This is a genomic window from Salarchaeum japonicum (assembly GCF_020614395.1).
GTDB lineage: Archaea > Halobacteriota > Halobacteria > Halobacteriales > Halobacteriaceae > Salarchaeum > Salarchaeum japonicum.
Genome location: NZ_CP085324.1, coordinates 1,826,043 through 1,848,258, shown reverse-complemented (window position 1 = coordinate 1,848,258; position 22,216 = coordinate 1,826,043). Strand labels below are relative to the sequence as shown.

Below are 22,216 nucleotides of genomic sequence, written 5' to 3'. Positions count from 1 at the left end.
CCCGTAGCCCGCTCGTAATGAGCGACGACGGCCTCGGGCTGTCCGCGAGCGTCGCCATCGCGCTCGGCGGGATGATAGGCGGCGGCATCTTCTCCATCCTCGGGCTGGTCGCGACCATCGCCGGCCCCCGCACGTGGCTCGCGTTCGTCCTCGCGGGCGTCGTCGCGGCCTGCGCGGGCTACTCGTACAACAAACTGAACGAGGTCAGCGAGCCGAACGGCGGGTCGGTCACGTACGTCCAGCGGTTCTCCGGGAACACCACGCTCGCGGGGATGGTCGGGTGGACGCTCCTCTTCGGGTACGTCGGGTCGATGGCGATGTACGCGTACGCGTTCGGGAGTTTCACCGTCGAACTCGCGGGCGTTCACGCCGTCCTCGGCGTCCCCACCCGGCCCGTCGTGTCCGCGCTCGCCGTCGCGGGGTTCGTCGCGCTGAACCTCCTCGGCGCGCGGGCGTCCGGCACCACCGAGAACGTCCTGGTGGGCGCGAAAATCCTCATCCTCGTCGTCGTCGGCGGATGGGGCGCGTACTACGGCGCGCAGACCGGGCGTCTCGGGTTCGGCGTCGGCGGCGTCGGCGGCCTTGACCCGCTGGTCGCCGCGGCCGTCTCCTTCGTCGCCTTCCAGGGCTGGCAGTTGCTGTTCTACGACCGCGACAGCATCCGCGACCCCGACCGCACCATCCCCCGGTCGGTGTACGCCGCTATCGCCGTCGCCGTCCTCGTCTACGTGCTCGTCGCCGTCGTCACCACCAGCCTCCTCACGCCCGCCCAGATACTCGAATACAAGCACGTCGCGCTCGCGAAAGCCGCGGAGCCGTTCATGGGGAGCGCGGGCTACGCCGTCGTCTCCGTCGCCGCGCTCGTGTCCACGGGGAGCGCCATCAACGCGACGCTCTTCTCCGGCGCGCACTTCGCGAAGGGCATGATAGACGAGAACCTCCTCCCCGACCGCGTCGGGGACTCCGGCGCGGACGGCGCGCCCGAGCGCACGCTCGTCCTGCTCGGCATCGTCACCGTCGCGTTCACCGTCTACGGGAGCCTCGACGGCATCACGTCGTTCGCGTCCCTCGCCTTCATCGCCGTATTCGGCGTGATGAGCGCGCTCGCGTTCACCCAGCGCCACGACGACCGCGTGTCCTGGCTCCCTCCCCTGCTCGGCGCGCTCGGGTGCGCGGTGTTCGCGCCCCTGATGTTCTACCACCTCGCCACCCGCGAACCGAACGTGTTCGGCGCGGTCGTCCTCACCGCGCTCGCCGTGTTCGTCGTCGAGGTCACGTACTTCGAGCGACGGAAACTCGCGCGCGTCGCCAGCGCCGTCGAGGACGGCATCGAGGACGGCCTACACTGACGGGAGCCGCCACTCGCGGTGAACCGCGAGCAGGCGGAGCGCGAACACGACGCCCGCACAGGCGAGCGCGGCCGTCCGCCGCCCCACGCCCGCGTCCACGGCGAGAACGAACAGGACGCCGCCGATGAGCGCACAGGACGCGTAGAAGTCCTCCGTGAGGACGAACGGCACGCGGTCGAGCAGCACGTCGCTGATGGTGCCGCCGCCGACGCCCGTCAACGTCGCGAGCACCACCACCCCGAACGACGACACGCCCGCCGAAACGCCGACGAGCGCGCCCGTCGCCGCGAACGCCGCTAACCCCACCGCGTCCGGCACCAGAAGCGCGGGGCTGTCCAGCAGGCCGCGCTCGTCCACCACGACCGCCAGCGCGAGCGCCACCAGCACCCCGACGAACGTCCACAGCACGTCCCCGCTCCCCGACAGCGCCGCCGGCGTCCGCCCCACCAGCACGTCCCGCGTGATACCGCCGCCGAGCGCCGTCAAGAACCCCAGAACGGCGATTCCGAGCAGGTCGAGGTCGGCGTCGCTCGCCTTGAGAGAGCCGACGATCGCGAACGCGACCAACCCGACCGCGTTCATCACGTCGAAGACGTTCATGTCTTCGCGTGATGAGCCAGCAAACGCGAAGCGTTTGCGTCGTTCATAACACCGAATACGTCCATGCAGGTATTCGGTGTTGTGCGCCAGTCAGGCCTTCGGTCTGACGTTGTTCATCACGTCGAAGACGTCCATCTCCTATCCGGCGTCGGTGTCGCTGACTTGGCGGATGCGTTCGATGCCGTCGATTTCGTCGATGACGCCGGCGACGGGGTCGGGGACGAGTTCGCGCCAGTCCTCGTCCTGCACCATTCGGTTGCGGATTTCGGTTCCCTCCAGCACGTCGCGTTCGAACATCGGGGACTGGCGGACTTCGACGCCGGCCTCGCCGAACAGCCGGATGACGAGGGGGTTGTTGGAGTACGCCACGTCGAACTTCGGGGTCATGGACTGGACGTGGCTCACCCAGACGGCGTTCCGGTTGATGTCCTCGATGGGGACGACGTACGTGACGACGTCCACGTCCACGAGCGCTTTCGTTATCATCATCACGCGCTCGCCCGCCGTGAAGGGGTTGCGCGTGCTGTGGGATTTGTCGCCGCTTCCGACGCCGACGACGAGTTCGTCCACTTCGTCGGAGATGGCTTCGACGACGCGATGGTGGCCCTCGTGGTACGGCTGGAATCGGCCGATGTAGAACCCGCGCGTCATTCGTTAGCGGACAGAGCGGGCGCGTCCGCATAAGCGTGACGAGTCCGCGACACCTCCCGAATCGAGAACGGCGTTCTAGCGGCTCTACGCGGCTGATTACGGCGCTCGCGCGTTCGCCGGAGGGAGAAAGTATATCAGTCGCCCGACCCTCCCTTCGTGTACTGAGTAGACTTCTATGAGCAACGAGCCCCCGACAGACTCACCCCCCGAGAACGAGTACGGCAGCCACGGGAACGAACCCGAGGAGCCTGCTGACCCCATCGGGGACCTCGAAGACCTCGGTAGCGAGGTCGACGTCGAGGGTGACGTCGAAATCGACGAGGACGCGGCGGAGGACGACCTCCTCGGCGGCCTCAAGGTCGACGACACCTCGGACATCAAGGTCCCGGACCGCCTGGTCGACCAAGTCATCGGCCAGGAGGACGCCCGCGACATCGTGCTGCGGGCGGCGAAACAGCACCGTCACGTGATGATGATCGGGTCGCCGGGAACGGGGAAGTCCATGCTGGCGAAGGCGATGAGCCAGCTCCTCCCGAAGGAGAACCTCCAGGACATCCTCGTCTACCACAACCCCGACGACTCGAACGAACCGAAAGTTCGCACCGTCCCCGCGGGGAAGGGCGACCAGATTGTGGAAGCCCACCGCGAGGAGTCCCGTAAACGCAACCAGATGCGGTCGCTGTTGATGTGGGTCATCATCGCGGTCGTCATCGGGTACGCGTTCCTCATCGCGTTCCAGCCGCTGATGGGGATTCTCGCGGCCGGTATCCTCTACTTCGCGTTCCGCTACACGAACCAGGGCGGGGACGCGATGGTGCCGAAACTCCTCATCAACAACGCCGACCGGCAGACCGCGCCGTTCAAGGACGCGACCGGCGCGCACGCCGGCGCGCTCCTCGGCGACGTGCGCCACGACCCCTTCCAGTCCGGCGGAATGGGGACGCCCGCGCACGAACGCGTGGAGTCCGGCGCGATTCACGAGGCGAACAAGGGCGTGTTGTTCCTCGACGAAATCAACACGCTCGACGTCCGCAGCCAGCAGAAGCTGATGACGGCGATTCAGGAGGGCGAGTTCTCCATCACCGGCCAGTCCGAGCGCAGTTCGGGCGCGATGGTGCAGACCGAACCCGTCCCCTGCGACTTCATCATGGTCGCCGCCGGGAACATGGACGCGATGGAGAACATGCACCCCGCGCTCCGCTCCCGCATCAAGGGGTACGGGTACGAGGTGTACATGGAGGACACCATCGACGACACCCCGGAGATGCGGCGGAAGTACGCGCGGTTCGTCGCCCAAGAGGTGGAGAACGACGGCCGCCTCCCGCACTTCGAACCGGACGCGGTGAGCGAAATCATCCTCGAAGCGAAGCGCCGCGCCGGCCGGAAGGACAGCCTGACGCTCGAACTCCGGAACCTCGGCGGTCTCGTCCGCGTCGCGGGCGACATCGCGAAGTCGAAGGGCCACGAGAAGACCCAGCGCGCGGACGTCCTGGAGGCGAAGAAGCGCTCGCGGAGCATCGAACAGCAGGTCGCGGACGACTACATCGAGCGCCGGAAGGACTACGAACTCCGCGCGACGGAGCAGGACGCGGTCGGCCGCGTCAACGGACTCGCGGTGATGGGCGGCGACTCCGGTATCATGATGCCCGTCATGGCCGAGGTCACGCCCCGGCAGGGCGAGGGCGGCGAAATCTTCGCCACCGGGAAACTCCAGGAAATCGCCCAGGAGGCCGTGGAGAACGTCTCCGCCATCATCAAGAAGTACACGGGCGAGTCCATCGCGGACAAGGACATCCACATCCAGTTCGTGCAGTCCTACGAGGGCGTCGAGGGCGACTCCGCCTCGATTACGGTCGCGACGGCCGTCATCAGCGCGCTGGAGGACATCCCCATCGACCAGAGTCTCGCGATGACCGGCAGCCTCAGCGTCCGCGGGGACGTGCTGCCCGTCGGCGGCGTCACGCACAAGATCGAGGCCGCGGCGAAAGCCGGCTGTGATAAGGTCATCATCCCGAAGGCGAACGAACAGGACGTGATGATCGAGGACGAGTACAAGGACGAGATAGAGGTCATCCCCGTCAGCCACCTCAGCGAAGTGCTGGACGTGGCGCTCGTCGGGGAACCCGAGAAGGACTCGCTCGTCACGCGCCTGAAGTCCATCACGGGGAAGGCGCTCGACCAGCAGGTCGGCCCGAACAGCAGTCCGAGCCCCCAGTAAATCGCTTCCGTCCCGTTTTTGATACCGTGTCGTGTAGCATTCACGAATGAGTAGTCCCGCGACTGCGGCGTTCCTCGGCGTCTGCGTCTTCCTCGCGTTCGCGGTGGTCGCGCTGTCGCGTGCGACACCGGCGGACGCCGTCCCGGACACGACCGACGTGTCGGCGGGCGTGCTGTACGCGAACGTCGCGCTCACGCACGGCACGCTCCTCGTCGTCGTCGCGGCGACGGCGTGGCTGTTCGACGTTCCCCGCGACCTGCTCGGCGTCGGTACGCGCCCGCTCCCCGAGGCGGTGATCGCGGGCGTGCTCGCCGGCGTCGTGCTCGCGGCCGGGAACGCGGGGGCGGCGCGGGCCGCGGACGCGCTCGGCGTCCCCTACTCGGACGCCCTTACCGACCTCCTCACGCCCGCGTCCACCCGGGGATGGGTGGCGTTGCTCGGCGGCGTCCTGCCGCTGGTGGCGCTCGCGGAGGAACTGCTCTTCCGCGCCGCCTTGGTCGGCGTGCTCGCCGGGTTCGACACGCCCGTCGTCGTCGCGGTCGCGTTCTCCAGCGCCCTGTTCGGCCTCGCGCACGGCGCGCAGGGCGTGGCCGGCGTCGTCGTCGCCGGCGTGCTCGGCGTCGCGCTCGCCGCCGTCTTCGTCCTCACGAACAGCCTCGTCGCCGTCGTCGTCGCGCACGCGCTCGTGAACGCCGTCGAACTCGTCGGCCACGCGACCCGGGGGGATTAAGGAGTCGGCGCGCGGAGTACTCGCGTACTCGTGGCTCTGAACCGACGCGGCATCCTCGCCGCCGCCCTCTCGTTCGTCTACCCCGGTCTCGGCCAGCTCTACCGCCGCGCGTGGATTCGCGCGTTCGCGTGGGTCACCCTCGCCGTCGCCATCGCGTACCTCCTCACGCCGACGGAACTCCTCACCGCGTTCGAGGAGCAGGGACTCGCGGTGTTCGAGACGGCGACCATCCCGATGGAACTCACTATCGCATTGCTCGTGATTCGCGTTCTCAGCGCCGCCGACGCCTACTTCCTCGCGGTCGCGCAGGCCGCAGACCGCGACGCGGCGCTCGCGGACGCCGTCCCCACTCCCGGTAGCGCGGACGCGGAACCCGGGGCGGACGCCGCGGCGAGCGAGGACGACGCCGCGACCTGCCCGAACTGCGGGCGCGAAATCGACGAGGAACTCGACTTCTGTCCGTGGTGTACGTACGAGTTCGAGAACGAGTAGGCCTATTGTCGTCGCCGTCGTGTTGTCCGTATGTCGATTGTCGTCCCGTTCGACGGCTCCGAGTTGTCCCGAGCGGCGCTCAGGCGCGCGCGCCAGTTCCAGTCCGTGCTCGACGAGCGACTCGTCGCCGTCACCGTCGTCGAACGCAACGCGGAGCGTGCCCGGGAGCGCGGCTGGCTCGACGACGAGGAGGAGTTCGACGCCGACCGGGTCGTTGGCGCGATTCACGAGGCGGTCGCGGAACTCGCGCCCGAGGCCGACTTCCGGCACGAACTCCTCGGGCGGCGCGCGTCCGCCGGCGCGGTCGCCCGGCACGTCCGGAGCATGGCGCGCGAGGAGGACGCGAACATCGTCTTCGTCGGTAGCGAGAACGCCGGCAACCTCGTCTCCTCGGTGAGTAGCGTCGGGAGTAGCGTCGCCGCCGACGACTACTACGACGTGTTCATCGTCCGGCACACCGAACCCGGCGCGGGCGCACAGCCCGCAGAAGAGTACCGCTGACTACTGTTCGATGATTCGCTCCTCGATGGCTTCGCCGAAGTGCCGGCCGCCGTCTTCGAGGTAGACCTTCACCTCGTCGCCCGCTTCGAGGTCGGTGACCGCCGTCCGGCCCTCGCGAGTGGCGACCTTGATGGTCTCCGCGTTCTGGAGGAGCGTCTCGATGCGGTCGCCCGCCGCCGTCTCCGCTTCGACGCGGAACATCGGGCGGCGTTCGATTTTCGCGCGCCCCACGACGCCCTCGCGGGTGTGGCCGTCCGTGTCCACTATCTGCACGTCGTCGCCGCTCCCGAGTTCCGCGAGGTACTTCGTGCCGCCGTCGGCCGTGCGGACGTACGCGTGCACCGCGCCGGCGTTCACGCGGAACGGCCGGCTTGCGACGTACGGCGAGTCCGCGGTCTCGGCGTGCACGAAGAACAGACCCCTGGACATGGAGCCGACGAGCATCCCCTCGTCGTCGTCCATCAGCGTCCCCGTATCGACGCAGACGCGGTCGGCGCTCCCGGCCTCCTCCACCGCGGTGACGGTCGCCCATTCGAGGTCGAGGGTCTCGCGGCGAGCGGCGTCCCGAACCTGCACCGTGCGGCGAATCTCGTCCGGGTCGTCGGAGTCGAGGAGCACGGCGTCCGCGCCGATGTCCAGCGTCTCGAACGCCGTCTCGGCCTCCTCGGCGGTGGTGACGCCCGCGACGAGCGTCGTCTCGTCGCCGATGCGCGCGATGAGGTTTTCGAGGGGAATGATGGTCCAGTCCTCGCCGACGACGATGGTGTACGCGGCCTCCTCGGCCGCGGCCTCCGCGAACGACTCGTAGTCCTTCCCGAGGATGCGGACGTACGCGCCGCCCACGTCGTCCTTCCGGCGGAGCGCGGAGAGGTCGGCGCTCCCCGAGAAATCGCTGGGGAGGTCGACCGTGCCGTCGCCCTCGCCGTCCTTCCCGACGACGTAACAGTCCGCTTCCGTCTCCTCCTCGGCCTGCCCGATGACGTCCACGTCGTCGCGCTCGAACGCGGCGACGTTCACGCTCCCGAGTTCGCGGACGCGCTCCACGTCCGATTCGTCCACGAGCACCCAGTCCACGCCGGCTTCCAGGCCCGCGGTGATGCGTCGTTTCCGCGTCTCCCAGTCCCCGACGGAGTCGTCCGCCTTCAGCCAGACGGCGCGTTCGGTCATACTCGACTCCTCTCGGCCGGCGTGCTTGAACGTGGCGGATACCGGCAGTCCTACAGGCCGGCCGCGTCGAGCGCGTCCGCGGGCGCTGCGTCGTCGTGCACGACCGCCGCGACGGCCTCCGAGATGGCTTTCGGGTCGTCGTGCTGGAACACCGTGCGTCCCATCGAGACGCCCTTCGCGCCGGCGTCCATCGCGCCGCGCACGGCTTCGAGGGTCGCGAGGTCGCCCTGCGGACTGCCGCCCGCGATGATGACCGGCCGCGCGGTGGACTCCACGACGTGCTCGAAGCTCTCGCTGTCGCCCGAGTACGCCGTCTTCACCACGTCCGCGCCCGCTTCCTCCGCGAGTCGGACGGCGTGCCCGAGGTTGCGCGCGTCGTGTTCGTCCACGCCGGGGCCGCGCGCGTACGCCATCGCCAGCACGGGGATGCCGAGCCGGTCGGCCTCGTCCGTCACGCGCGCGAGGTCGGCGAGCTGGTCGGGTTCGTGGTCGCTCCCGACGTTGATGTGGAAGGAGACGGCGTCCGCGCCCGCCCGCACCGCTTCCTCCACCGTGCCCGTGCGGCGTTTGTCGTTCGCGTCCGGGCCGATGGTCGTCGAGGCGTTCAGGTGGACGATGTAGCCCTTTCCGTTCTTGTTCGGGTGGACGCGCGGCGCGATACCCTTCTGCGTGAGCACGGCGTCAGCGCCGCCCCTGGTGACGGCGTCGATGGTGGATTCGATGTCCTTCAGGCCGTCTACGGCCCCGAGCGTGATGCCGTGGTCCATCGGAATCGTCACGAGCTTCTCTCCTGTGCTGATTCGGTCGAGTCGTGCGGATTTCCCGGTAGAATTCATTGATACTGTGTAGCAAAGGGGTGGCTATGTCGATTGTGATTCCGGCGTCTCTTTCGCGCCCGCGACCGCTCCGTCCTTCAACTCCCGCGCCTTCTCCCGCAACCGCTCCGCCGCCGTCCCGTCCGCGGCGTGCTCGGCGATGAGGTCGACGAACGCGCTCCCGACGATGATGCCGTCCGCGCCGCCCGCGACGATTTCCCGGGCGTGCTCGCCCGCGCTGATACCGAACCCGACCGCCTTCGGAATAGTCGATTTCCGGAGCCGGTCGAGGCTCCCGTGCGCGTCCTCGCTCACGTCGTCGCGCGCGCCCGTCGTCCCCATCCGGCCCTGCACGTACACGAACCCGGACGCCTTCGACAGCATCCGTTCGAGCCGGTCGTCCGTCGTCGTCGGCGCGACGATGAACACCAGGTCGAGGCCGTGCTCGTCGCACGCCGCCTTCAGGTCGTCCGCCTCGTCCACCGGCAAGTCCGGGATGACGAAGCCGTCGATACCCGCGTCGGCGGCGTCCGCGACGAACGCCTCGGGGGACGCTCGCGCGTCGCATCCCGCCGCGCTCGCTCGGTCGTCGTCGCTCCGCGACGCCTGCCCGTGCTGGAGCAGGAGGTTGTAGTACGTCATGCAGACGAGCGGCACCTCGACGCCCTCCTCGCGGAGTTCGCGCACGAGGTCGAGGTAGCGCTCGGGCGTCATCCCGGCGTCGAGCGCGCGCTTCACGGCCCTCTGAATCGTCGGGCCCTCCGCGATAGGCTCCGAGAAGGGCAGGCCGAGTTCGATGACGTCGCTCCCGCCCTCGACGAGCGCGTGCACGTACTCTTTCGTCTGCTCGGCGCTGGGGTCGCCGGCGGCGATGTACGAGACGAGCGCGGGTTCGCCGTCGAACGCCGACGCGAGGTCGCTCACTGGTACACCTCCATGTCGGGCGCGTTCGCGATGTCGCGCTCCGTGGACTCCTCGATGACCGTGTCGAGGTCTTTGTCCCCGCGACCGGAGACGTTCACCATCACCGGCCCCGCTCGCGGCGCATCGCCGCTCGCGTGTTCCGCGGAGCGTTGCTCGGCGTACTCCTCCAGGTACGCGAGCGCGTGACTGGATTCGAGCGCGGGGATGATTCCCTCACGGGTGGCGAGCCGGTGGAACGCGTTCAGCGCCGCGTCGTCGTCCACGTTCACGGGCGTGACGCGGCCCTCGTCCACGAGGTAGGCGAGTTCGGGGCCGACGCCGGCGTAGTCGAGGCCGGCGGAGACCGAATGGGACTCCACGATCTGGCCCTCCGGCGTCTGGAGGAGCTTGGTTCGCGCGCCGTGCAACACGCCCTCCGTGCCCGTGCCGAGGCTCGCGGAGTTCGGCGCGTACGACTCCTCGTTATCGACGCCGAGGCCGCTTCCGCCCGCCTCGACCGCGTAGAGGTCCACGTCCTCGTCGTCCACGAAGTGGTGGAACGCGCCCATCGTGTTCGACCCACCGCCCGCACACGCGATAACGGCCTCGGGGAGCCGGCCGACCTGCGCTCTGAACTGCTCGCGCGCCTCCTCGCTGATGACGGACTGGAAGTCCCGCACCATCGTCGGGAACGGGTGCGGGCCGACCACGCTCCCGATGACGTAGTGCGTGTCCTCGACCGTGCGCGACCAGTCCCGCATCGCCTCGTTCGTCGCCTCCTTCAGCGTCCCCGACCCGATGTCTACGGGGTTCACGTCCGCGCCGTGGATGCGCATCCGGTAGACGTTCGGCCGCTGGCGGTTGATGTCCGTGCGGCCCATGTAAATCTCGCAGTCCAAATCGAGGCTGGCGCACGCCATCGCCGTCGCGGTGCCGTGCTGGCCCGCGCCCGTCTCCGCGATGACGCGTTCTTTCCCCATGTACTTCGCGAGCAGGGCCTGCCCGAGCGCGTTGTTGAGCTTGTGCGCGCCGCCGTGCACCAGGTCTTCGCGCTTGAGGTACACGTCGAAGCCGTAGCGCTCGGAGAGGTTGTCCGCGCGCTGGAGCGGCGTCGGGCGGCCGCCGAAGTCGCGGAGGCGCTCCTCGAACTCGTCGACGAAGCCGTCCTCGTTCTCCAGCACGTAGCGCTGGTAGGCGTCCTCGAGTTCCGTCAGCGCGGGCATCAGGGCCTCGGGGACGTACTGTCCGCCGTAGTCGCCGAACGTTTTCTGACTCATGTTAGGTCTCGCGTGTTCTCCCGGATTGCGTCGGGCGTGTCGTCCATCACGGCCGAGCCGACGAGCAGGGCGTCCGCGCCCGCCGCCCGCATCCGCCGCACGTCGTCTCGCGTGCTGATTCCGCTCTCCGCGACCGTCGTCACGCTATCAGGTACCTCGGGGGCCACCGACTCGAACGTTTCGAGGTCGACTTCGAGCTTCCCGAGGTCGCGGTTGTTCACGCCGACGACGTCCGCGCCGGCGGCGAGCGCCCGCGCGACCTCCTGGCGGGTGTGCGTCTCCACGAGCACCTGGAACCCGCGGTCGCGCGCCGCCGCGAGCAGGCCGTCGAGGTCGTCCACGAACCGCGCGATGAGCAACACCACGTCCGCCTCGACGGCGTCCAGTTGCTCCTCGCGCACGACGAAATCCTTCCGGAGGACTGGCACGTCCACCGCCTCCCGCACGCGTTCGAGCGTCTCCGTGCTCCCGCCGAAGTGCGCGGGTTCCGTGAGCACGGAGAGCGCGGCCGCGCCGCCCGCGACCATCGCCTCCGCCGCCGCGACCGGGTCGACCTCGCGCGTGCCGTCGGTGGTGGGGCTCGTGGGTTTCACTTCCGCGATGAGCGGGACGCGGCCGTCGGCCTCCGCGGCCGCGAACGCGTCGGTGAGCGACCGCGGTTCGACCGAGAGCCGCTCGCCGTCGTGTGTTCTCGCGCGCGCGGCGTCGAGAATCGACCGCACCGCCGGCGCCAACTCGGACTCGTCCATTGTTGTACGTCAATGCACTCTTTTGTACATTAGGCTTTCGTCTCTTCCGCCGTGCCCGGGAGGTATAAACCGACGACGCGCCACCACACGCCCATGAGCGGCCTCTACGCACGCCACTCCGACTACCTCGACCGCTACGTCCAACTCGGCCTCGCCGGCGACCGACTCATCAGCGTCTCCTTCCCCACCTCTCCCGACGCGGACGCCGACGGCGACCACGCCCTCCTCGACCGACTCTTCGCGTACCTCGAAGGCGTCGAGGACGACTTCCGCGAGGTCGAAATCGGCCTCACCGTCCCCACCACCCACCGGAACGTCCTCGAACAGGTCAGAGAAATCCCCTACGGCGACCAGCTCTCCGTCGAAGCCCTCGCCCGCATCACGCCCGGCCTCGACCCCGACGACCCCGACGACCTCGACGAGGTACGGACGGCGCTCGCCGAGAACCCGCTCCCGCTCGTCGTCCCCGACCACCGCGTCCGCGACGGCCCCAGCGCCGCCCCGCCCGAAGTCGAACAGAAACTCCGCGCGCTCGAAGACCTCTAGCTACGCCGCGAGCGGCCCGGAGACCGCCTCCCGCTCCTCGGTCGCGCCCGCGGGCGGGTCGGCGCGCGGGAGCGTGACCGTGAACGTACTCCCCGCCGGCCCGGTCTCCGTCAGTTCGATATCGCCGTCGTAGCGCTCCACGAGGCGCGCGACGAGGTAGAGACCGAGTCCGTGCCTGTCCCCCGTGTTCTCGCCGCGCTCGAACAGGCAGTCCCGCACGTCCGCGGGCACCCCGGAACCGTCGTCCGACACCTCGACGACCACGCTGTCGGCGCGCTCCGTCACCGACACCGACACCAGGGGGTGGTCGCTGTCGTTGTGCTCGACGGCGTTCCGCAGGAGGTTCGAGAAGACGCGGGAGAGGAGGGCGTCCGCCGACACGTACACGTCGTTCGGGACGTCGAGGTTCACGGTCACCGACCGCCGCGCGTCCCGGAGGTCGGTCGTCTCCGCGCGCACGACCGCGGACACGTTCACGGGCTCGAACGCCTCCGGGGACTCCGCGGACTCGATGAGCACGCGCACGTCCTCGATGACGTCCGTCATCTGGTCGGTCTTCCGCCGGATGACGTCCACGTTCGCGAGCGCGTCCGGGTCGTCCACCGACTCCTCGATGAGGGCCGCGTGCCCGTCCACGATGGTCGCCTTGTTCAGGATTTCGTGACGTAGCAGGCCGTTCAGGTAGTCGAGCCACTGCCGCTGGGCGTCCGCGTACTCCGCGCGAACGGTCGCGCGCTCCGCTCGCTCCGCGCGTTCGATAGACCGCGCCTCCACGACGCCGAGAACCAGGCCGCCGAGCGCGCCGAACACGAGCGTCCCCCGCGCCCACCCGACGTTCGCTTCGAGCGTGGCCGCGGGCGCGACCGCCATCACCACGAGGTTCAGAACGAGGAAGCCGACGCTCACGCCCGCACACCACTGGAGGATGCGGGGGTAGCGCGCGGCGTGCACGTCGCTCTCGCGGAGCCAGTACGCCGCGAACGCGAACCCGCCGCAGACCGCGAGCGAGAGCGCGGCCTCCCCGACGAACTGGCCGGCGGGCGCGCCCGCGGGGAGGTCGAACACCGCGAACTCGACCGCCCACGAGACGAGCGAGAGCACGCCGAGACCGACGAGGGCGGCGGGGACGGCGCGCGCCAAACGGGACGCCTCGCGGGGGCGCGTCTCGACGGTGTTCGCGGGCGTTCCGAAAGCCGACATTCTACGTCGGTAGTCGCGCGGACGGGGGATAACCGTAGCGTCAGTTCAAACCGTTCACGACAGTTCTCCCACGAGTTCGCGGAGGGTTTCGAGGTCGTACTGGCCGGGCGCGGTCGCGTCCGCGGCCCGCACGGGCGCGTACCCGATTTTCGACCCGTAGACGGGCGCGACCGCGCGCGTGTGCCGGCCCGCTTCCCCCATCGCCATCGTCGCCACCGGCTCGTCCGCCATCGCGTACTCGTGCGTCACCGTGAGGAGGTCGAGCGCGTCCTGTCTGTCCTGGGCGGTGACCGCGAGCTTCCCCACGTCGCCGTACTCGACGGCGTTCCCGAGCAGGCCCCGCATGTCCTGGCGGAGCGGCGTCCCCTCGAAGTCGTGCACCGACACGACCACCGACGCGTCCGCGTCCCACGCGGCGTCCCGCACGCGCTTGCCGTCGCCGTCCAGCATCGACTCCAACTCGATATCCACGGCTTCGACCGCGTCGTGCCCGACTGCCTCACAGAGCGCGTCGAGGCGGGCGTCGTCGTCCGCGGCCGCGCCGCCCTCCCAGTCGGCGCGGTTCGTCGCGAGCACGGGGAGCGCGCCGTCGTAGTCGTCGAGCGCGGCGAGCGGGTCGCTCGCGAGGTCCAGCCGGAACTCCAGGCAGTCCGCGTGTTCGCGCGCCGCGGGTTCGTCCGCGAGCGTGTCCGTCGAGGCGGCGAGCGTGAACTCCGTGAACTCCATATCTCGTACTTTCGCGCCGCCGACTTAGGTGAGGCGGGACAGCGCCGCGTACCCACCGACTTCCGCCGCGAGGTACGCGGTCGCGACCGCGAACACCGTCGCGTACGGCAGGGAGAACGACAGCCACGCCCAGCCGACGAGACAGCCGGCGAGCGCGCCGCCGACCGCCGCCCCGACGCCGACCTGCGCGGCCACCCCCGAATTATCGGGGACGTTCTCGGGATAGATGCCGACGTCCATCACGGGGACGGCGACCGCGATACCGACCGCGAGCGGGTACGGGTTCGGGAGGACGGTGCTGACGAGCGCGGCGAGCGCGCCGCCGACGAGCGCGCCGAGCACGACGACGCCCGCGCGGCCGGGAGCGGAATCGGGGACTCGCATACCGATGCGTGGCCTGCGAGCGTGAAAAACCTAGACGGGAATCGAGTCCTCGGCTTCGAGGAGCTCGTGGTAGCGGTTGCGGATGGTGACCTCGCTGATGTCCGCGACCTCGCTGACCTTCGCCTGCGTGGTCTTCTCGTTCGTCAGGAGCGCGGCCGCGTAGACCGCGGCGGCGGCGAGACCGACCGGGGACTTCCCGGAGTGCACGCCCTTGTCCTTCGCGGTCTGGAGGAGTTCGCGGGCGCGGTGTTCGGCCTCGTCCGAGAGTTCCAGACTGGACGCGAACCGCGGCACGTAGCTCTCGGGGTCGGCGGGCCGGACTTCCAGGCCGAGTTCGCGCACGACGTACCGGTAGGTGCGGGCGATTTCGGCCTTCTCGACGCGGGAGACGTCCGCGATTTCGTCGAGACTCCGGGGGACGCCGGCCTGCCGCGCGGCGGCGTACACGCAGGACGTGGAGACGCCCTCGATGCTCCGGCCGGGCAGGAGGTCTTCCTCAAGCGCACGACGGTAGATGACGGACGCCGTCTCGCGGACGTTGTCCGGGAGGCCGAGCGCCGACGCCATCCGGTCGATTTCGCCGAGCGCCTGCTTGAGGTTGCGCTCCTTCGCGTCGCGCGTGCGGAAGCGCTCGTTCCACTTGCGCAGTCGCTGCATCTTCTGGCGCTGATTCGAACTCAGGCTGTTGCCGTAGGCGTCCTTGTCCCGCCAGTCGATGTTCGTGGAGAGGCCCTTGTCGTGCATCGTGTTCGTCGTCGGGGCACCCACGCGGGACTTCTCGTCTTTTTCGGCGGAGTCGAACGCGCGCCACTCGGGGCCGCGGTCGATACCGTCCTCCTCCACGACGAGGCCGCAGTCCATGCAGACGGACTCGCCGTGCTCCTCGTCCTGGATGACGAGACCGCCGCACTCGGGGCATTCGTTCGACTCTTCACTCTCGGTTTCCGCTTCGGTCGTCTCTTGCCTTCGGGATTGTATGCGCTGGTTAGTCATGCGTAAACTCCGAAAACTCGGAGGGGGTCGTGGAAACAGGGTTAGCCCAAAACGCGCATAAGCGTTCCCCTTCGCGTCGGGTTCGTCACGCACTCACAGGGACGCCGGAACGCTTTCACCGCGCGCTCGCCACGGGCCTGTATGCGAATCGCAGTCGGGAGCGAGAACCCCGTGAAGCGCGAAGCGACCGAGCGCGCGACCGCCGCGCTGAACGCCACCGTCGCCGCCGAGGGCGTGGACTCGGGCGTGTCGGAACAGCCGATGACTGACGACGAAACCCGGGAGGGCGCGCGAACTCGCGCGGAGCGCGCGCTCGCCGCCGGCGACTACGACCTCGGCGTCGGCCTCGAAGGCGGCGTCGCACCCGCGGACGACGCCCTCCTGCTCACCATGTGGGCGGCCGTGACGGACGGCGACACGATGGGATTGGGCGGCGGCCCGCGGTTCGTCCTCCCCGCCGAAATCGCGAGACGCGTCCGGGACGGCGAGGAGCTCGGGCCCGTGATGGACGACGTGGTCGGCGCGGAGAACGTCGCGCGCTCCGAGGGCGCGGCGGGCGTTCTCACCGGCGACCTCGTGGACAGAGAATCCGCGCTCCGGCACGCGCTCGCCGGCGCGCTCGGCCCGTTCGTCACCGACTACTACTGACCGCCGTCTCCTCCTCCGCGTCCGGTTCGACGGTGCCGTCCACGGCCTCCGTCAGCGAGACGTTCAGCCGAATCATCGACGCCGCGCCGCCCGCGACCGTGACGACGTTCTTCACGATGTGGTCGACGATGGCGATGCCGACCGCGGTCGCGAACGTCACGGGGAGGAGCGTGGAGACGATGGCGGCGAACGCGGCCTCGTAGATGCCGATACCGCCCGGCGGCCCCGGAATCACCTTCGAGAGGTTTCCGACGCTCACCGCGAAGAACCCGACCGCGACGAGGTCGACGAGCGGGAGGCTGAGGCCGAACGCGCGGAACACGAGCAGCGCCGTCGCCACGTCGATAGTCCAGACGAGCACGCTCGTCCCGCCGACGCGAGCGAACCCGCCCGCGGTGCCGGCGACGCGCTGGACGTCCGTCACGAAGTCCTCGAAGACGCTCGCGACGTACTCCGTGTAGGAGTCGTCGCTCGCCCAGTTCACGACGCGGCGGACGTAGTTCGAGTCGGAGCGCGCCGACCAGACGATGAGGGCGACGGAGCCGATGGCGAGCAGTCCGACGGCGGTGGCGACGACGACGGCCTGCTGGACGGCCGCGGCGTTCCCCGCAACGCCGACGCCGGACGCGGTGGTCGCGAGGTCGGCGAGCGTTCCCGGCGCGAACAGCGCGAGCCCCACCAGGACGCTCCCCGCGAGCACCGTGATGGTGAGGAGGTCGAACACGCGCTCGACCGCGAGCGACGCGAACCCCGTCGTGTACGGTACGCCCCGGCGCGCCTTCACGATGTACGCGCGGATGGCGTCGCCCGCCCGCGCCGGTATCACGAGGTTCCCCGTCTGACTGATGAACACCGCGCCCGTGAGGAACCCCACGCTCCCGTCGTATCCGAGTTCAGCGAGGATGTCGCGGTACCGGAGGCCGCGCAGCGGCCAGGACGCGACGTACACCGCCGCGCCCGCCGCGACCAGCGCCGGGTCGGCGTCCGACACCGACTCCACGAACGTGTCCACGTCGATGTAGACGAACATCAACGCGAACGCCAGAACCGACAGGAGGACGCCGACCGCCATCCCGGTTCGCCTGTTGGCGTACGGCGACACCCGGAACTCCCAGAAACACCGGAGAATCTGCGACCCCATCCCGAACACGTCCCGGACGAGGTCGACCTTCGAATCGCCCTTCGGCGTCCAGTCCACCGCGAACTCCTTCACGCGGAACCCCCGGCGCTGGGCGCGCACGAGCATCTCCGTGTCCCAGAACCAGTGTTTGTCCTCGACTTCGCCGTGCAGGGCGTCGAACGCCTCCCGGCTGAACGCCTTGAACCCGCACTGGTGGTCGCGCAGGTCGGAGCCGAGCAGGAGCCGCGTCGCGAAGTTGAACCCCCGGGAGGGGACGCCGCGCTTCGCGGGCCGGTCTGCGACGTTCTCCGGCATCCACCGCGACCCCGTCGCCACGTCGTACTCGCCCGACCGCACGCTCTCCACGAGTTCCTCCAGGTGACGCATGTCGGTCGCGAGGTCGGTGTCGAAGTAGACGAGCACGTCGCCCGCCGCGCGCTCGAACGCGAAGTCCAGCGCGCCACCCCGTCCGAGGCGTTCGTCCGAGTGGAAGTGCCGCACCCGGGAGTCCGCGGCCGCGAGTTCGTCCGCGATCTCGGGCGTGCGGTCGTCACAGCCGTCCTCCGCCACCACGACCTCGAAACTCCCCGCCGGCAGGAAGCCGTCGAGCGTCGCGAGCGTCGTCTCCACGGTCTCCCGGATGGTGTCCTCCTCGTTGTACGCCGGGAGGACGACGCTCACCTCGACGGACGCATCGCTCATTGCCCTAATGGGGGGCGGTTTCGCGTAAGAACTTTCTGGACTCTTAGCCTCCCGTACCAACCACCCCACCACCGCCCCCACCACACCCCCAAAGAGAATGTCAAAAACGCCTAAAACGCCATAAAGAAGGTCTAAGAAGTCTGTTTTACTTAGCGTACCAAAGCCCCTTTTGAGGTACCTGTCTTCCCCTCTGGTATGAGCGCCGCGTCCCAGGCACAGGCCGTTCAGGCTCCGACCCTCACCGAGAAGCAGGAAGCCATCCTCGGGTTCCTCCGCGAACACGCCGCGACGAAGACCTACTTCAAGTCCCGCGCCATCGGCGACGAACTCGGGCTGTCCGCGAAGGAAGTCGGCACGAACATGCCCGCGCTCCAGCAGGCCGACATCGAACTCGACGTCGAGAAGTGGGGGTACTCCTCCAGCACCACCTGGAAGGTCACCGCCTAGTTCCGCGGGTACTCGTACTCGATAACCGGCGTGCCGGTGTCGTCCTCGACGACGACCGTGCCGCCGCCGTTCTCCCAGACCTCGGACTCGACGCCCCAGTAGAGGTTGTGCGGGCCGTACTCGCCGCTCCCCGTGTGGAGGCGAACCGTCTCCTGCGGGTCGAGCGCGAAGCCGTCCGGCATGTGGAACTCCCAGCCCTCCTCGTCCCGGACGGTATAGCCGGTGAGGTCGAGCGTCGCGTCCCCGGCGTTCTGGAACTCCACCCACTCGCCGTTCAGGTTCTGTTCGTCCGCGCCCGCGGCGTCCACGTGCAGGTCGGAGACCACGAGGTCTCCCGAGGGGTCGCCGGTTCCGAACCCGCCGGGGTGGATGGCGTCGGTGCCGCGCACCCACGCGCCCGACTTCGACTTCCCGACGAGGTAGGCGGTGCGGTCGCTCAGGCTGAAGTTCGCCGCGGAAATCTTGTACTTCAGGAGGAGGTCGCCCTCTACCGTCATGCTCTTCTGGGGAGACGCGCCGTTCTGGCCGGCGAGGTACTCCCGGGAGCCGAAGTAGAGCGAGTAGTTCCCGGGGTCGAGGTCGTCCGGCCCGACCTCCCCGCCGGGTTTCACGGCTACGTCGAGCGTGTCCTGGGAGTACGGGTCGAAGACGTTGTCCGCCGAGTCCGGCATCACGTCCACGTTCATCGTCTTCACCGGCCGCTTCGCCTCGCGAACCTTCAGGGGTTTCTCCGGGGAGAGTTCGTGCACGGTCGCGTCCGCGGGGTTCGACCCGGAGAGCAACCGCCAGGAGTCCACGCCGGACAGCGTCTTCGGCGTCACCGTCACCGTGCTGTCGAACGCGTTCCAGAACGCGCCGCCGTCAGTCCCGCCCGCGGGCCACTGCCAGTCCACGCGCTGGTTCCCGCCCGCCCACGGCTCGTAGTCGTCGTCCGCGTCGAGGGGGTCGTCGCGCACTACCCATTCGCCCTTCGACCGGCTCAGTCCGGAGAACGCGAAGTCAGCCTCGCCCGCGGGGCCGTTCGGGCCGCCGTGCAGGAACCCGAGGCTGTCGTTCACGGGGCCCGTGTACGCGAACACGCGGCTCGCCGCGTCGTCCGCCGCGAGGGGCGCGGACGGGTTCGCGCCGGCGTCCCCGCCGTCGCCGTACCCGTAGAACTCCTTCACCGTCTGGTTCTCGTACGACAGCGGCTCCAGCTCCCAGCGGAGGTAGCCCTGCTGGGCGACGTACGTCGGCATCTCCGACTCCGAGAAGAGACTGTCGCCGTTGTACACCACGCCCCCCGCCCCCAGCGCGCCGAGCGTCGCCGCGCCCGCGAGGTACTCGCGCCGCGACAGGTTCGGCAGTCGCTCCTTGCTCATACCAGAACTAGCCGGGACGCACGGAAAGGCCTTATCGCCGACTCAGGGGTCGTAGGAGACGAGGTCGGCCGCGTCAGCCGCGAACGCGGCCGTGTCCGCGTCGAAGGACTCCGCGTACCGCACGAGCAACATCAACACCGACTCCGGTTCCTCCACCGCGTACCCGTCCTCCCGGGAGAGCACGCCCGCGCGTTCGAGTTCGCTCGCGTACTTGCTCACGGTCGGCCGCGACACGCCCAGCGACTCCGCGAGCGCGCCGCCGGACGCGTCCGGGTCGCGGAGGAGTTCGCGCAGCATCCCGCGCGGCGTCTCCCGCCGCAGGTAACTCAACGCCACCCGCTCGAAGTCCGAGAACCGGCCCGCCGGGAAGAACCGCCGGTAGTCGCCGTCCCGGTGGGCTTCCACCACGCCGTCCTCCACGAGCCGCCGCAGGTGGTGCTGGGCCTCCCCGGTTCCGAGTTTCAGGTCGTCGCGGAGCTTCGAGAAGTGCGCGCCCGGCGTCGACGCGACGTAGCCCGCGATAGCGTCCCGCGTCTCGCTCCCGCCGTCGTCGCTCGACGGGAGTTGCGACAGCGGGCCGGCCGCTCCGACGGCCGCGAACCGCCGGAGCGTCGAACGCTTGTCCTCGTCGACCATCTACGTGTGAGTACGTAACAGACCGAGAAAAGGGTTGCCTTACTTCGTCTGCTCGTCGTTCTCGTCCGCCGACCCGCTCGTGGAGTCGTTCGCGGACTCGAACTCCTGGTCCATCTCCTCGATGACGGACTCGGCGTCCTGCATACCGGCGTCCGTGCCCGCCATCACTTCCTCCGCCTTCTCTTCGAGTTTCTCCGTGTCGATGTCGGCCTCCTCGTCGAGCTGGCTCAGAATCTGGTCGATGTCGTCCAGCCCGAGGAGTTCCCGGGTCTCCTCGTCGAAGTCGAGGCTGTCCAGGGACTCGGTCGCGGACTCCACGTCGCTCCCGGTGAGGTGCTTGCCGTACCGCCCCACCAGGCTCGTGAGCTCCTGCGGGAGGACGAACGTCGTGGACTCGTTCTGCCCGATGGCTTCCAGGGTCTCCATGCCCTTCTCGACGATGGCGCGCTCGCCCATCGACTCCGCGGACTTCGCGCGGAGCACGGTCGAGATTGCGTCACCCTGCGCTTCGAGAATCTGGGACTGCTTTTTCCCCTGCGCGCGGATGATGTCGGACTGCTTCTCACCCTGCGCGGTCTCGATGGCGGACTGGCGTTCGCCCTGCGCTTCGAGAATCATCGCGCGGCGCTTGCGCTCCGCACTCGTCTGTTGCTCCATCGCCTGCTGGACGTCCTGCGACGGATTCACTTCCCGAACCTCCACGCTCTCCACGCGGATTCCCCACTCGTCCGTGGGTTCGTCGAGCTCCTCGCGGATGCGGGCGTTGATCTCCTGGCGCTTGTTCAGGGTGTCGTCGAGTTCCATGTCGCCGAGCACCGCGCGCAGCGTCGTCTGCGCGAGGTTGGAGACCGCGCGCTCGTAGTTATCGACTTCGAGGAACGCGCGCTTCGCGTCCATCACGCGGATGTAGACGACGGCGTCTGCCGTCACGGGCGAGTTGTCGCGCGTGATGGCTTCCTGCCGGGGCACGTCGATTGTCTGCGTCCGCATGTCGAACGGGTACGTGCGGGAGACGAACGGTGGGATGAAGCTGATACCGGGTTCGAGCAGTCCTCGGTACTCGCCGAACACCGTGAGCGCCTTCTTCTCGTAGGCGTCCACGATCTCCACCATCTGGTAGACGATGACGACTGCCAGTCCGAGCAGCAGGAGCGCCACCGCGGTGAAGACGGGACTCCCGCCGAGCGATTGGAGGGGGGAGATGTCCATACGCTATCTGCTCCCGGTTCCCGGATAAAGGTTCGCCTCCCTACGCTTCGCCGTCCCGTTCGTCGTCGCCTTCATCATCGCGTTCGCGTTCGAGTTCGCGGTCGATATCGTCCCGGCCGTCGAGCGGTTCGACGGTGAGGACGTTCCCGCCGCCGGGGTCGGTGACGATGATCTCCGTGCCCTCCTCGATAGCGCCGTTCCGGGTGCGGGCGGCGTACCGCGAACTGAACCCGCCGCCCTCGATTTTCACGCGGCCGTCCCGTTCGGTCACGCGCTCCACGACGTACCCGGTCTTCCCGCGGAGGCCGGCCGACCCCTCGGTCTGCCCCTCGTCCGTGCCCTCGTAGATGTCGAAGTGGCGGTACACCCAGAGGGAGACGCCGCCGACGACGAGGACGACGACGGCGAGCGCGATGGGCGCGGCGAACACGGTGGGGAGCAGGATGCCGAGCACGCCGGCGACCGTGAGTGCGGTGCCGATGACGACGAAGTGCGCGCCCGGCGCGAACGCCTCCATCACCATCAGGGCGACGCCGCCGATCACGAGCAACAGCGGGAGCGTCTCAACTGCCATACTGGTTCTCGAACGCGGAGCACCAAAACGGTTGTCCGCTACAGCGCGACCTGCGCGATGACGAGCGCCGCGAGCGCGACGCCGAGCAGGAAGAACGCGACGTTCTCTGGGTCGGGGGACTCCACGTCTATCGGCGGCGGGCGCGGTATCTCGGGGTCGTCGTACTCCTCGGACTCGCTCATACGTCTGCTGGGGGTTCGCGCGACAAAAGCCCGCGG

25 protein-coding genes are annotated in these 22,216 nt (G+C 69.0%); 8 read left to right on the top strand and 17 right to left on the bottom strand.

What is annotated here, in order from left to right:
• Positions 1-17: 17 nt before the first annotated feature.
• Positions 18-1,349 carry an APC family permease gene (locus LI334_RS10335; RefSeq protein WP_227260747.1) on the top strand — a complete coding sequence of 444 codons (1,332 nt, stop codon included), beginning with the start codon at positions 18-20 and terminating at the stop codon, positions 1,347-1,349.
• Here the strand turns inward: LI334_RS10335 and LI334_RS10330 are convergent.
• A complete protein-coding gene (locus LI334_RS10330; RefSeq protein ID WP_227260746.1) occupies positions 1,341-1,949 on the bottom strand; it encodes a trimeric intracellular cation channel family protein in 609 nt (202 codons plus the stop codon). The genes LI334_RS10335 and LI334_RS10330 overlap by 9 nt on opposite strands.
• 138 nt (positions 1,950-2,087) lie before the next feature.
• Entirely contained in the window at positions 2,088-2,600 is a 513-nt protein-coding gene (locus LI334_RS10325; protein WP_227260745.1) for a nicotinamide-nucleotide adenylyltransferase, read from the bottom strand.
• A gap of 175 nt (positions 2,601-2,775) precedes the next feature.
• Between LI334_RS10325 and lonB the strand changes: the two genes are divergently transcribed.
• Genes lonB through LI334_RS10305 form a run of 4 tightly spaced genes read left to right on the top strand, consistent with a single transcriptional unit; the run spans position 2,776 to position 6,541 of the window.
• Entirely contained in the window at positions 2,776-4,818 is a 2,043-nt protein-coding gene (gene lonB, locus LI334_RS10320; protein WP_227260744.1) for an ATP-dependent protease LonB, read from the top strand.
• A gap of 46 nt (positions 4,819-4,864) precedes the next feature.
• A complete protein-coding gene (locus tag LI334_RS10315; RefSeq protein ID WP_227260743.1) occupies positions 4,865-5,548 on the top strand; it encodes a CPBP family intramembrane glutamic endopeptidase in 684 nt (227 codons plus the stop codon).
• A gap of 30 nt (positions 5,549-5,578) precedes the next feature.
• Complete coding sequence (locus tag LI334_RS10310; protein ID WP_227260742.1) at positions 5,579-6,040, top strand: zinc ribbon domain-containing protein; 462 nt, start codon at positions 5,579-5,581, stop codon at positions 6,038-6,040.
• Between the two features lie 30 nt (positions 6,041-6,070).
• A complete protein-coding gene (locus tag LI334_RS10305) occupies positions 6,071-6,541 on the top strand; it encodes a universal stress protein (protein WP_227260741.1) in 471 nt (156 codons plus the stop codon).
• Here LI334_RS10305 and LI334_RS10300 read toward each other — a convergent pair whose 3' ends face one another.
• The 5 genes from LI334_RS10300 to trpC are packed head-to-tail and all read right to left on the bottom strand — an operon-like array spanning position 6,542 to position 11,452.
• A complete protein-coding gene (locus LI334_RS10300) occupies positions 6,542-7,708 on the bottom strand; it encodes a 3-dehydroquinate synthase II (RefSeq protein ID WP_227260740.1) in 1,167 nt (388 codons plus the stop codon). It abuts the gene before it with no gap.
• Positions 7,709-7,758: 50 nt separating this feature from the next.
• Positions 7,759-8,544: a 2-amino-3,7-dideoxy-D-threo-hept-6-ulosonate synthase gene (locus tag LI334_RS10295; RefSeq protein ID WP_227260739.1), complete on the bottom strand. Its 786-nt coding sequence runs from the start codon at positions 8,542-8,544 to the stop codon at positions 7,759-7,761.
• 24 nt (positions 8,545-8,568) lie between these two features.
• Positions 8,569-9,447: a tryptophan synthase subunit alpha gene (trpA, locus tag LI334_RS10290; RefSeq protein ID WP_227260738.1), complete on the bottom strand. Its 879-nt coding sequence runs from the start codon at positions 9,445-9,447 to the stop codon at positions 8,569-8,571.
• On the bottom strand, positions 9,444-10,703 hold the full coding sequence (gene trpB / locus LI334_RS10285; protein ID WP_227260737.1) for a tryptophan synthase subunit beta: 1,260 nt from the start codon (positions 10,701-10,703) through the stop codon (positions 9,444-9,446). Before trpB ends, trpA begins: the two co-directional genes overlap by 4 nt.
• Positions 10,700-11,452, bottom strand: a complete 753-nt coding sequence (gene trpC, locus LI334_RS10280) for an indole-3-glycerol phosphate synthase (protein ID WP_227260736.1) — start codon at positions 11,450-11,452, stop codon at positions 10,700-10,702. Before trpC ends, trpB begins: the two co-directional genes overlap by 4 nt.
• 93 nt (positions 11,453-11,545) lie before the next feature.
• Between trpC and LI334_RS10275 the strand changes: the two genes are divergently transcribed.
• Entirely contained in the window at positions 11,546-11,998 is a 453-nt protein-coding gene (locus LI334_RS10275; protein WP_227260735.1) for an MGMT family protein, read from the top strand.
• On the opposite strand, the gene LI334_RS10270 is transcribed toward LI334_RS10275, so the two are convergent.
• The 4 genes from LI334_RS10270 to LI334_RS10255 are packed head-to-tail and all read right to left on the bottom strand — an operon-like array spanning position 11,999 to position 15,301.
• Complete coding sequence (locus LI334_RS10270) at positions 11,999-13,198, bottom strand: sensor histidine kinase (protein ID WP_227260734.1); 1,200 nt, start codon at positions 13,196-13,198, stop codon at positions 11,999-12,001.
• 54 nt (positions 13,199-13,252) lie between these two features.
• Positions 13,253-13,924 carry a type I 3-dehydroquinate dehydratase gene (locus LI334_RS10265; RefSeq protein WP_227260733.1) on the bottom strand — a complete coding sequence of 224 codons (672 nt, stop codon included), beginning with the start codon at positions 13,922-13,924 and terminating at the stop codon, positions 13,253-13,255.
• 24 nt (positions 13,925-13,948) lie between these two features.
• Positions 13,949-14,308 (bottom strand): hypothetical protein, encoded by a 360-nt coding sequence (locus tag LI334_RS10260; protein WP_227260732.1) that lies wholly within the window; start codon positions 14,306-14,308, stop codon positions 13,949-13,951.
• 30 nt (positions 14,309-14,338) lie between these two features.
• On the bottom strand, positions 14,339-15,301 hold the full coding sequence (locus LI334_RS10255; protein WP_227260731.1) for a transcription initiation factor IIB: 963 nt from the start codon (positions 15,299-15,301) through the stop codon (positions 14,339-14,341).
• 141 nt (positions 15,302-15,442) lie between these two features.
• Here LI334_RS10255 and yjjX point away from each other — a divergent pair, with 141 nt between their 5' ends.
• Entirely contained in the window at positions 15,443-15,949 is a 507-nt protein-coding gene (yjjX, locus tag LI334_RS10250; protein ID WP_227260730.1) for an inosine/xanthosine triphosphatase, read from the top strand.
• Here yjjX and LI334_RS10245 read toward each other — a convergent pair.
• Entirely contained in the window at positions 15,933-17,771 is a 1,839-nt protein-coding gene (locus LI334_RS10245; RefSeq protein WP_227260729.1) for a flippase-like domain-containing protein, read from the bottom strand. The genes yjjX and LI334_RS10245 overlap by 17 nt on opposite strands.
• A gap of 195 nt (positions 17,772-17,966) precedes the next feature.
• On the opposite strand from LI334_RS10245, the gene LI334_RS10240 reads away from it, so the two are divergent.
• Positions 17,967-18,218 carry a DUF7123 family protein gene (locus LI334_RS10240; protein WP_227260728.1) on the top strand — a complete coding sequence of 84 codons (252 nt, stop codon included), beginning with the start codon at positions 17,967-17,969 and terminating at the stop codon, positions 18,216-18,218.
• Here LI334_RS10240 and LI334_RS10235 read toward each other — a convergent pair.
• The 5 genes from LI334_RS10235 to LI334_RS10215 are packed head-to-tail and all read right to left on the bottom strand — an operon-like array spanning position 18,215 to position 22,180.
• Positions 18,215-19,579: a lamin tail domain-containing protein gene (locus LI334_RS10235; RefSeq protein WP_227260727.1), complete on the bottom strand. Its 1,365-nt coding sequence runs from the start codon at positions 19,577-19,579 to the stop codon at positions 18,215-18,217. The genes LI334_RS10240 and LI334_RS10235 overlap by 4 nt on opposite strands.
• 42 nt (positions 19,580-19,621) lie before the next feature.
• Positions 19,622-20,215, bottom strand: a complete 594-nt coding sequence (locus LI334_RS10230) for a winged helix-turn-helix transcriptional regulator (RefSeq protein ID WP_227260726.1) — start codon at positions 20,213-20,215, stop codon at positions 19,622-19,624.
• Between the two features lie 39 nt (positions 20,216-20,254).
• Positions 20,255-21,424: an SPFH domain-containing protein gene (locus LI334_RS10225; RefSeq protein WP_227260725.1), complete on the bottom strand. Its 1,170-nt coding sequence runs from the start codon at positions 21,422-21,424 to the stop codon at positions 20,255-20,257.
• 40 nt (positions 21,425-21,464) lie between these two features.
• On the bottom strand, positions 21,465-21,998 hold the full coding sequence (locus tag LI334_RS10220) for an NfeD family protein (RefSeq protein ID WP_227260724.1): 534 nt from the start codon (positions 21,996-21,998) through the stop codon (positions 21,465-21,467).
• 38 nt (positions 21,999-22,036) lie between these two features.
• Entirely contained in the window at positions 22,037-22,180 is a 144-nt protein-coding gene (locus LI334_RS10215) for a DUF7312 domain-containing protein (protein ID WP_227260723.1), read from the bottom strand.
• Positions 22,181-22,216 lie beyond the last annotated feature (36 nt).

Bases quoted from the DNA above. Each gene is read 5' to 3' on its own strand.
- LI334_RS10215 (WP_227260723.1), bottom strand. From the start codon at position 22,180: ATGAGCGAGTCCGAGGAGTACGACGACCCCGAGATACCGCGCCCGCCG.
- LI334_RS10265 (WP_227260733.1), bottom strand. From the start codon at position 13,924: ATGGAGTTCACGGAGTTCACGCTCGCCGCCTCGACGGACACGCTCGCG.
- LI334_RS10330 (WP_227260746.1), bottom strand. From the start codon at position 1,949: ATGAACGTCTTCGACGTGATGAACGCGGTCGGGTTGGTCGCGTTCGCG.
- trpC (WP_227260736.1), bottom strand. From the start codon at position 11,452: ATGGACGAGTCCGAGTTGGCGCCGGCGGTGCGGTCGATTCTCGACGCC.
- LI334_RS10260 (WP_227260732.1), bottom strand. From the start codon at position 14,308: ATGCGAGTCCCCGATTCCGCTCCCGGCCGCGCGGGCGTCGTCGTGCTC.
- LI334_RS10255 (WP_227260731.1), bottom strand. From the start codon at position 15,301: ATGACTAACCAGCGCATACAATCCCGAAGGCAAGAGACGACCGAAGCG.
- LI334_RS10245 (WP_227260729.1), bottom strand. From the start codon at position 17,771: ATGAGCGATGCGTCCGTCGAGGTGAGCGTCGTCCTCCCGGCGTACAAC.
- LI334_RS10235 (WP_227260727.1), bottom strand. From the start codon at position 19,579: ATGAGCAAGGAGCGACTGCCGAACCTGTCGCGGCGCGAGTACCTCGCG.
- LI334_RS10240 (WP_227260728.1), top strand. From the start codon at position 17,967: ATGAGCGCCGCGTCCCAGGCACAGGCCGTTCAGGCTCCGACCCTCACC.
- LI334_RS10305 (WP_227260741.1), top strand. From the start codon at position 6,071: ATGTCGATTGTCGTCCCGTTCGACGGCTCCGAGTTGTCCCGAGCGGCG.
- LI334_RS10295 (WP_227260739.1), bottom strand. From the start codon at position 8,544: ATGAATTCTACCGGGAAATCCGCACGACTCGACCGAATCAGCACAGGA.
- LI334_RS10300 (WP_227260740.1), bottom strand. From the start codon at position 7,708: ATGACCGAACGCGCCGTCTGGCTGAAGGCGGACGACTCCGTCGGGGAC.
- yjjX (WP_227260730.1), top strand. From the start codon at position 15,443: ATGCGAATCGCAGTCGGGAGCGAGAACCCCGTGAAGCGCGAAGCGACC.
- LI334_RS10270 (WP_227260734.1), bottom strand. From the start codon at position 13,198: ATGTCGGCTTTCGGAACGCCCGCGAACACCGTCGAGACGCGCCCCCGC.
- lonB (WP_227260744.1), top strand. From the start codon at position 2,776: ATGAGCAACGAGCCCCCGACAGACTCACCCCCCGAGAACGAGTACGGC.
- trpB (WP_227260737.1), bottom strand. From the start codon at position 10,703: ATGAGTCAGAAAACGTTCGGCGACTACGGCGGACAGTACGTCCCCGAG.
- LI334_RS10325 (WP_227260745.1), bottom strand. From the start codon at position 2,600: ATGACGCGCGGGTTCTACATCGGCCGATTCCAGCCGTACCACGAGGGC.
- LI334_RS10230 (WP_227260726.1), bottom strand. From the start codon at position 20,215: ATGGTCGACGAGGACAAGCGTTCGACGCTCCGGCGGTTCGCGGCCGTC.
- LI334_RS10220 (WP_227260724.1), bottom strand. From the start codon at position 21,998: ATGGCAGTTGAGACGCTCCCGCTGTTGCTCGTGATCGGCGGCGTCGCC.
- LI334_RS10275 (WP_227260735.1), top strand. From the start codon at position 11,546: ATGAGCGGCCTCTACGCACGCCACTCCGACTACCTCGACCGCTACGTC.
- LI334_RS10315 (WP_227260743.1), top strand. From the start codon at position 4,865: ATGAGTAGTCCCGCGACTGCGGCGTTCCTCGGCGTCTGCGTCTTCCTC.
- LI334_RS10225 (WP_227260725.1), bottom strand. From the start codon at position 21,424: ATGGACATCTCCCCCCTCCAATCGCTCGGCGGGAGTCCCGTCTTCACC.
- LI334_RS10335 (WP_227260747.1), top strand. From the start codon at position 18: ATGAGCGACGACGGCCTCGGGCTGTCCGCGAGCGTCGCCATCGCGCTC.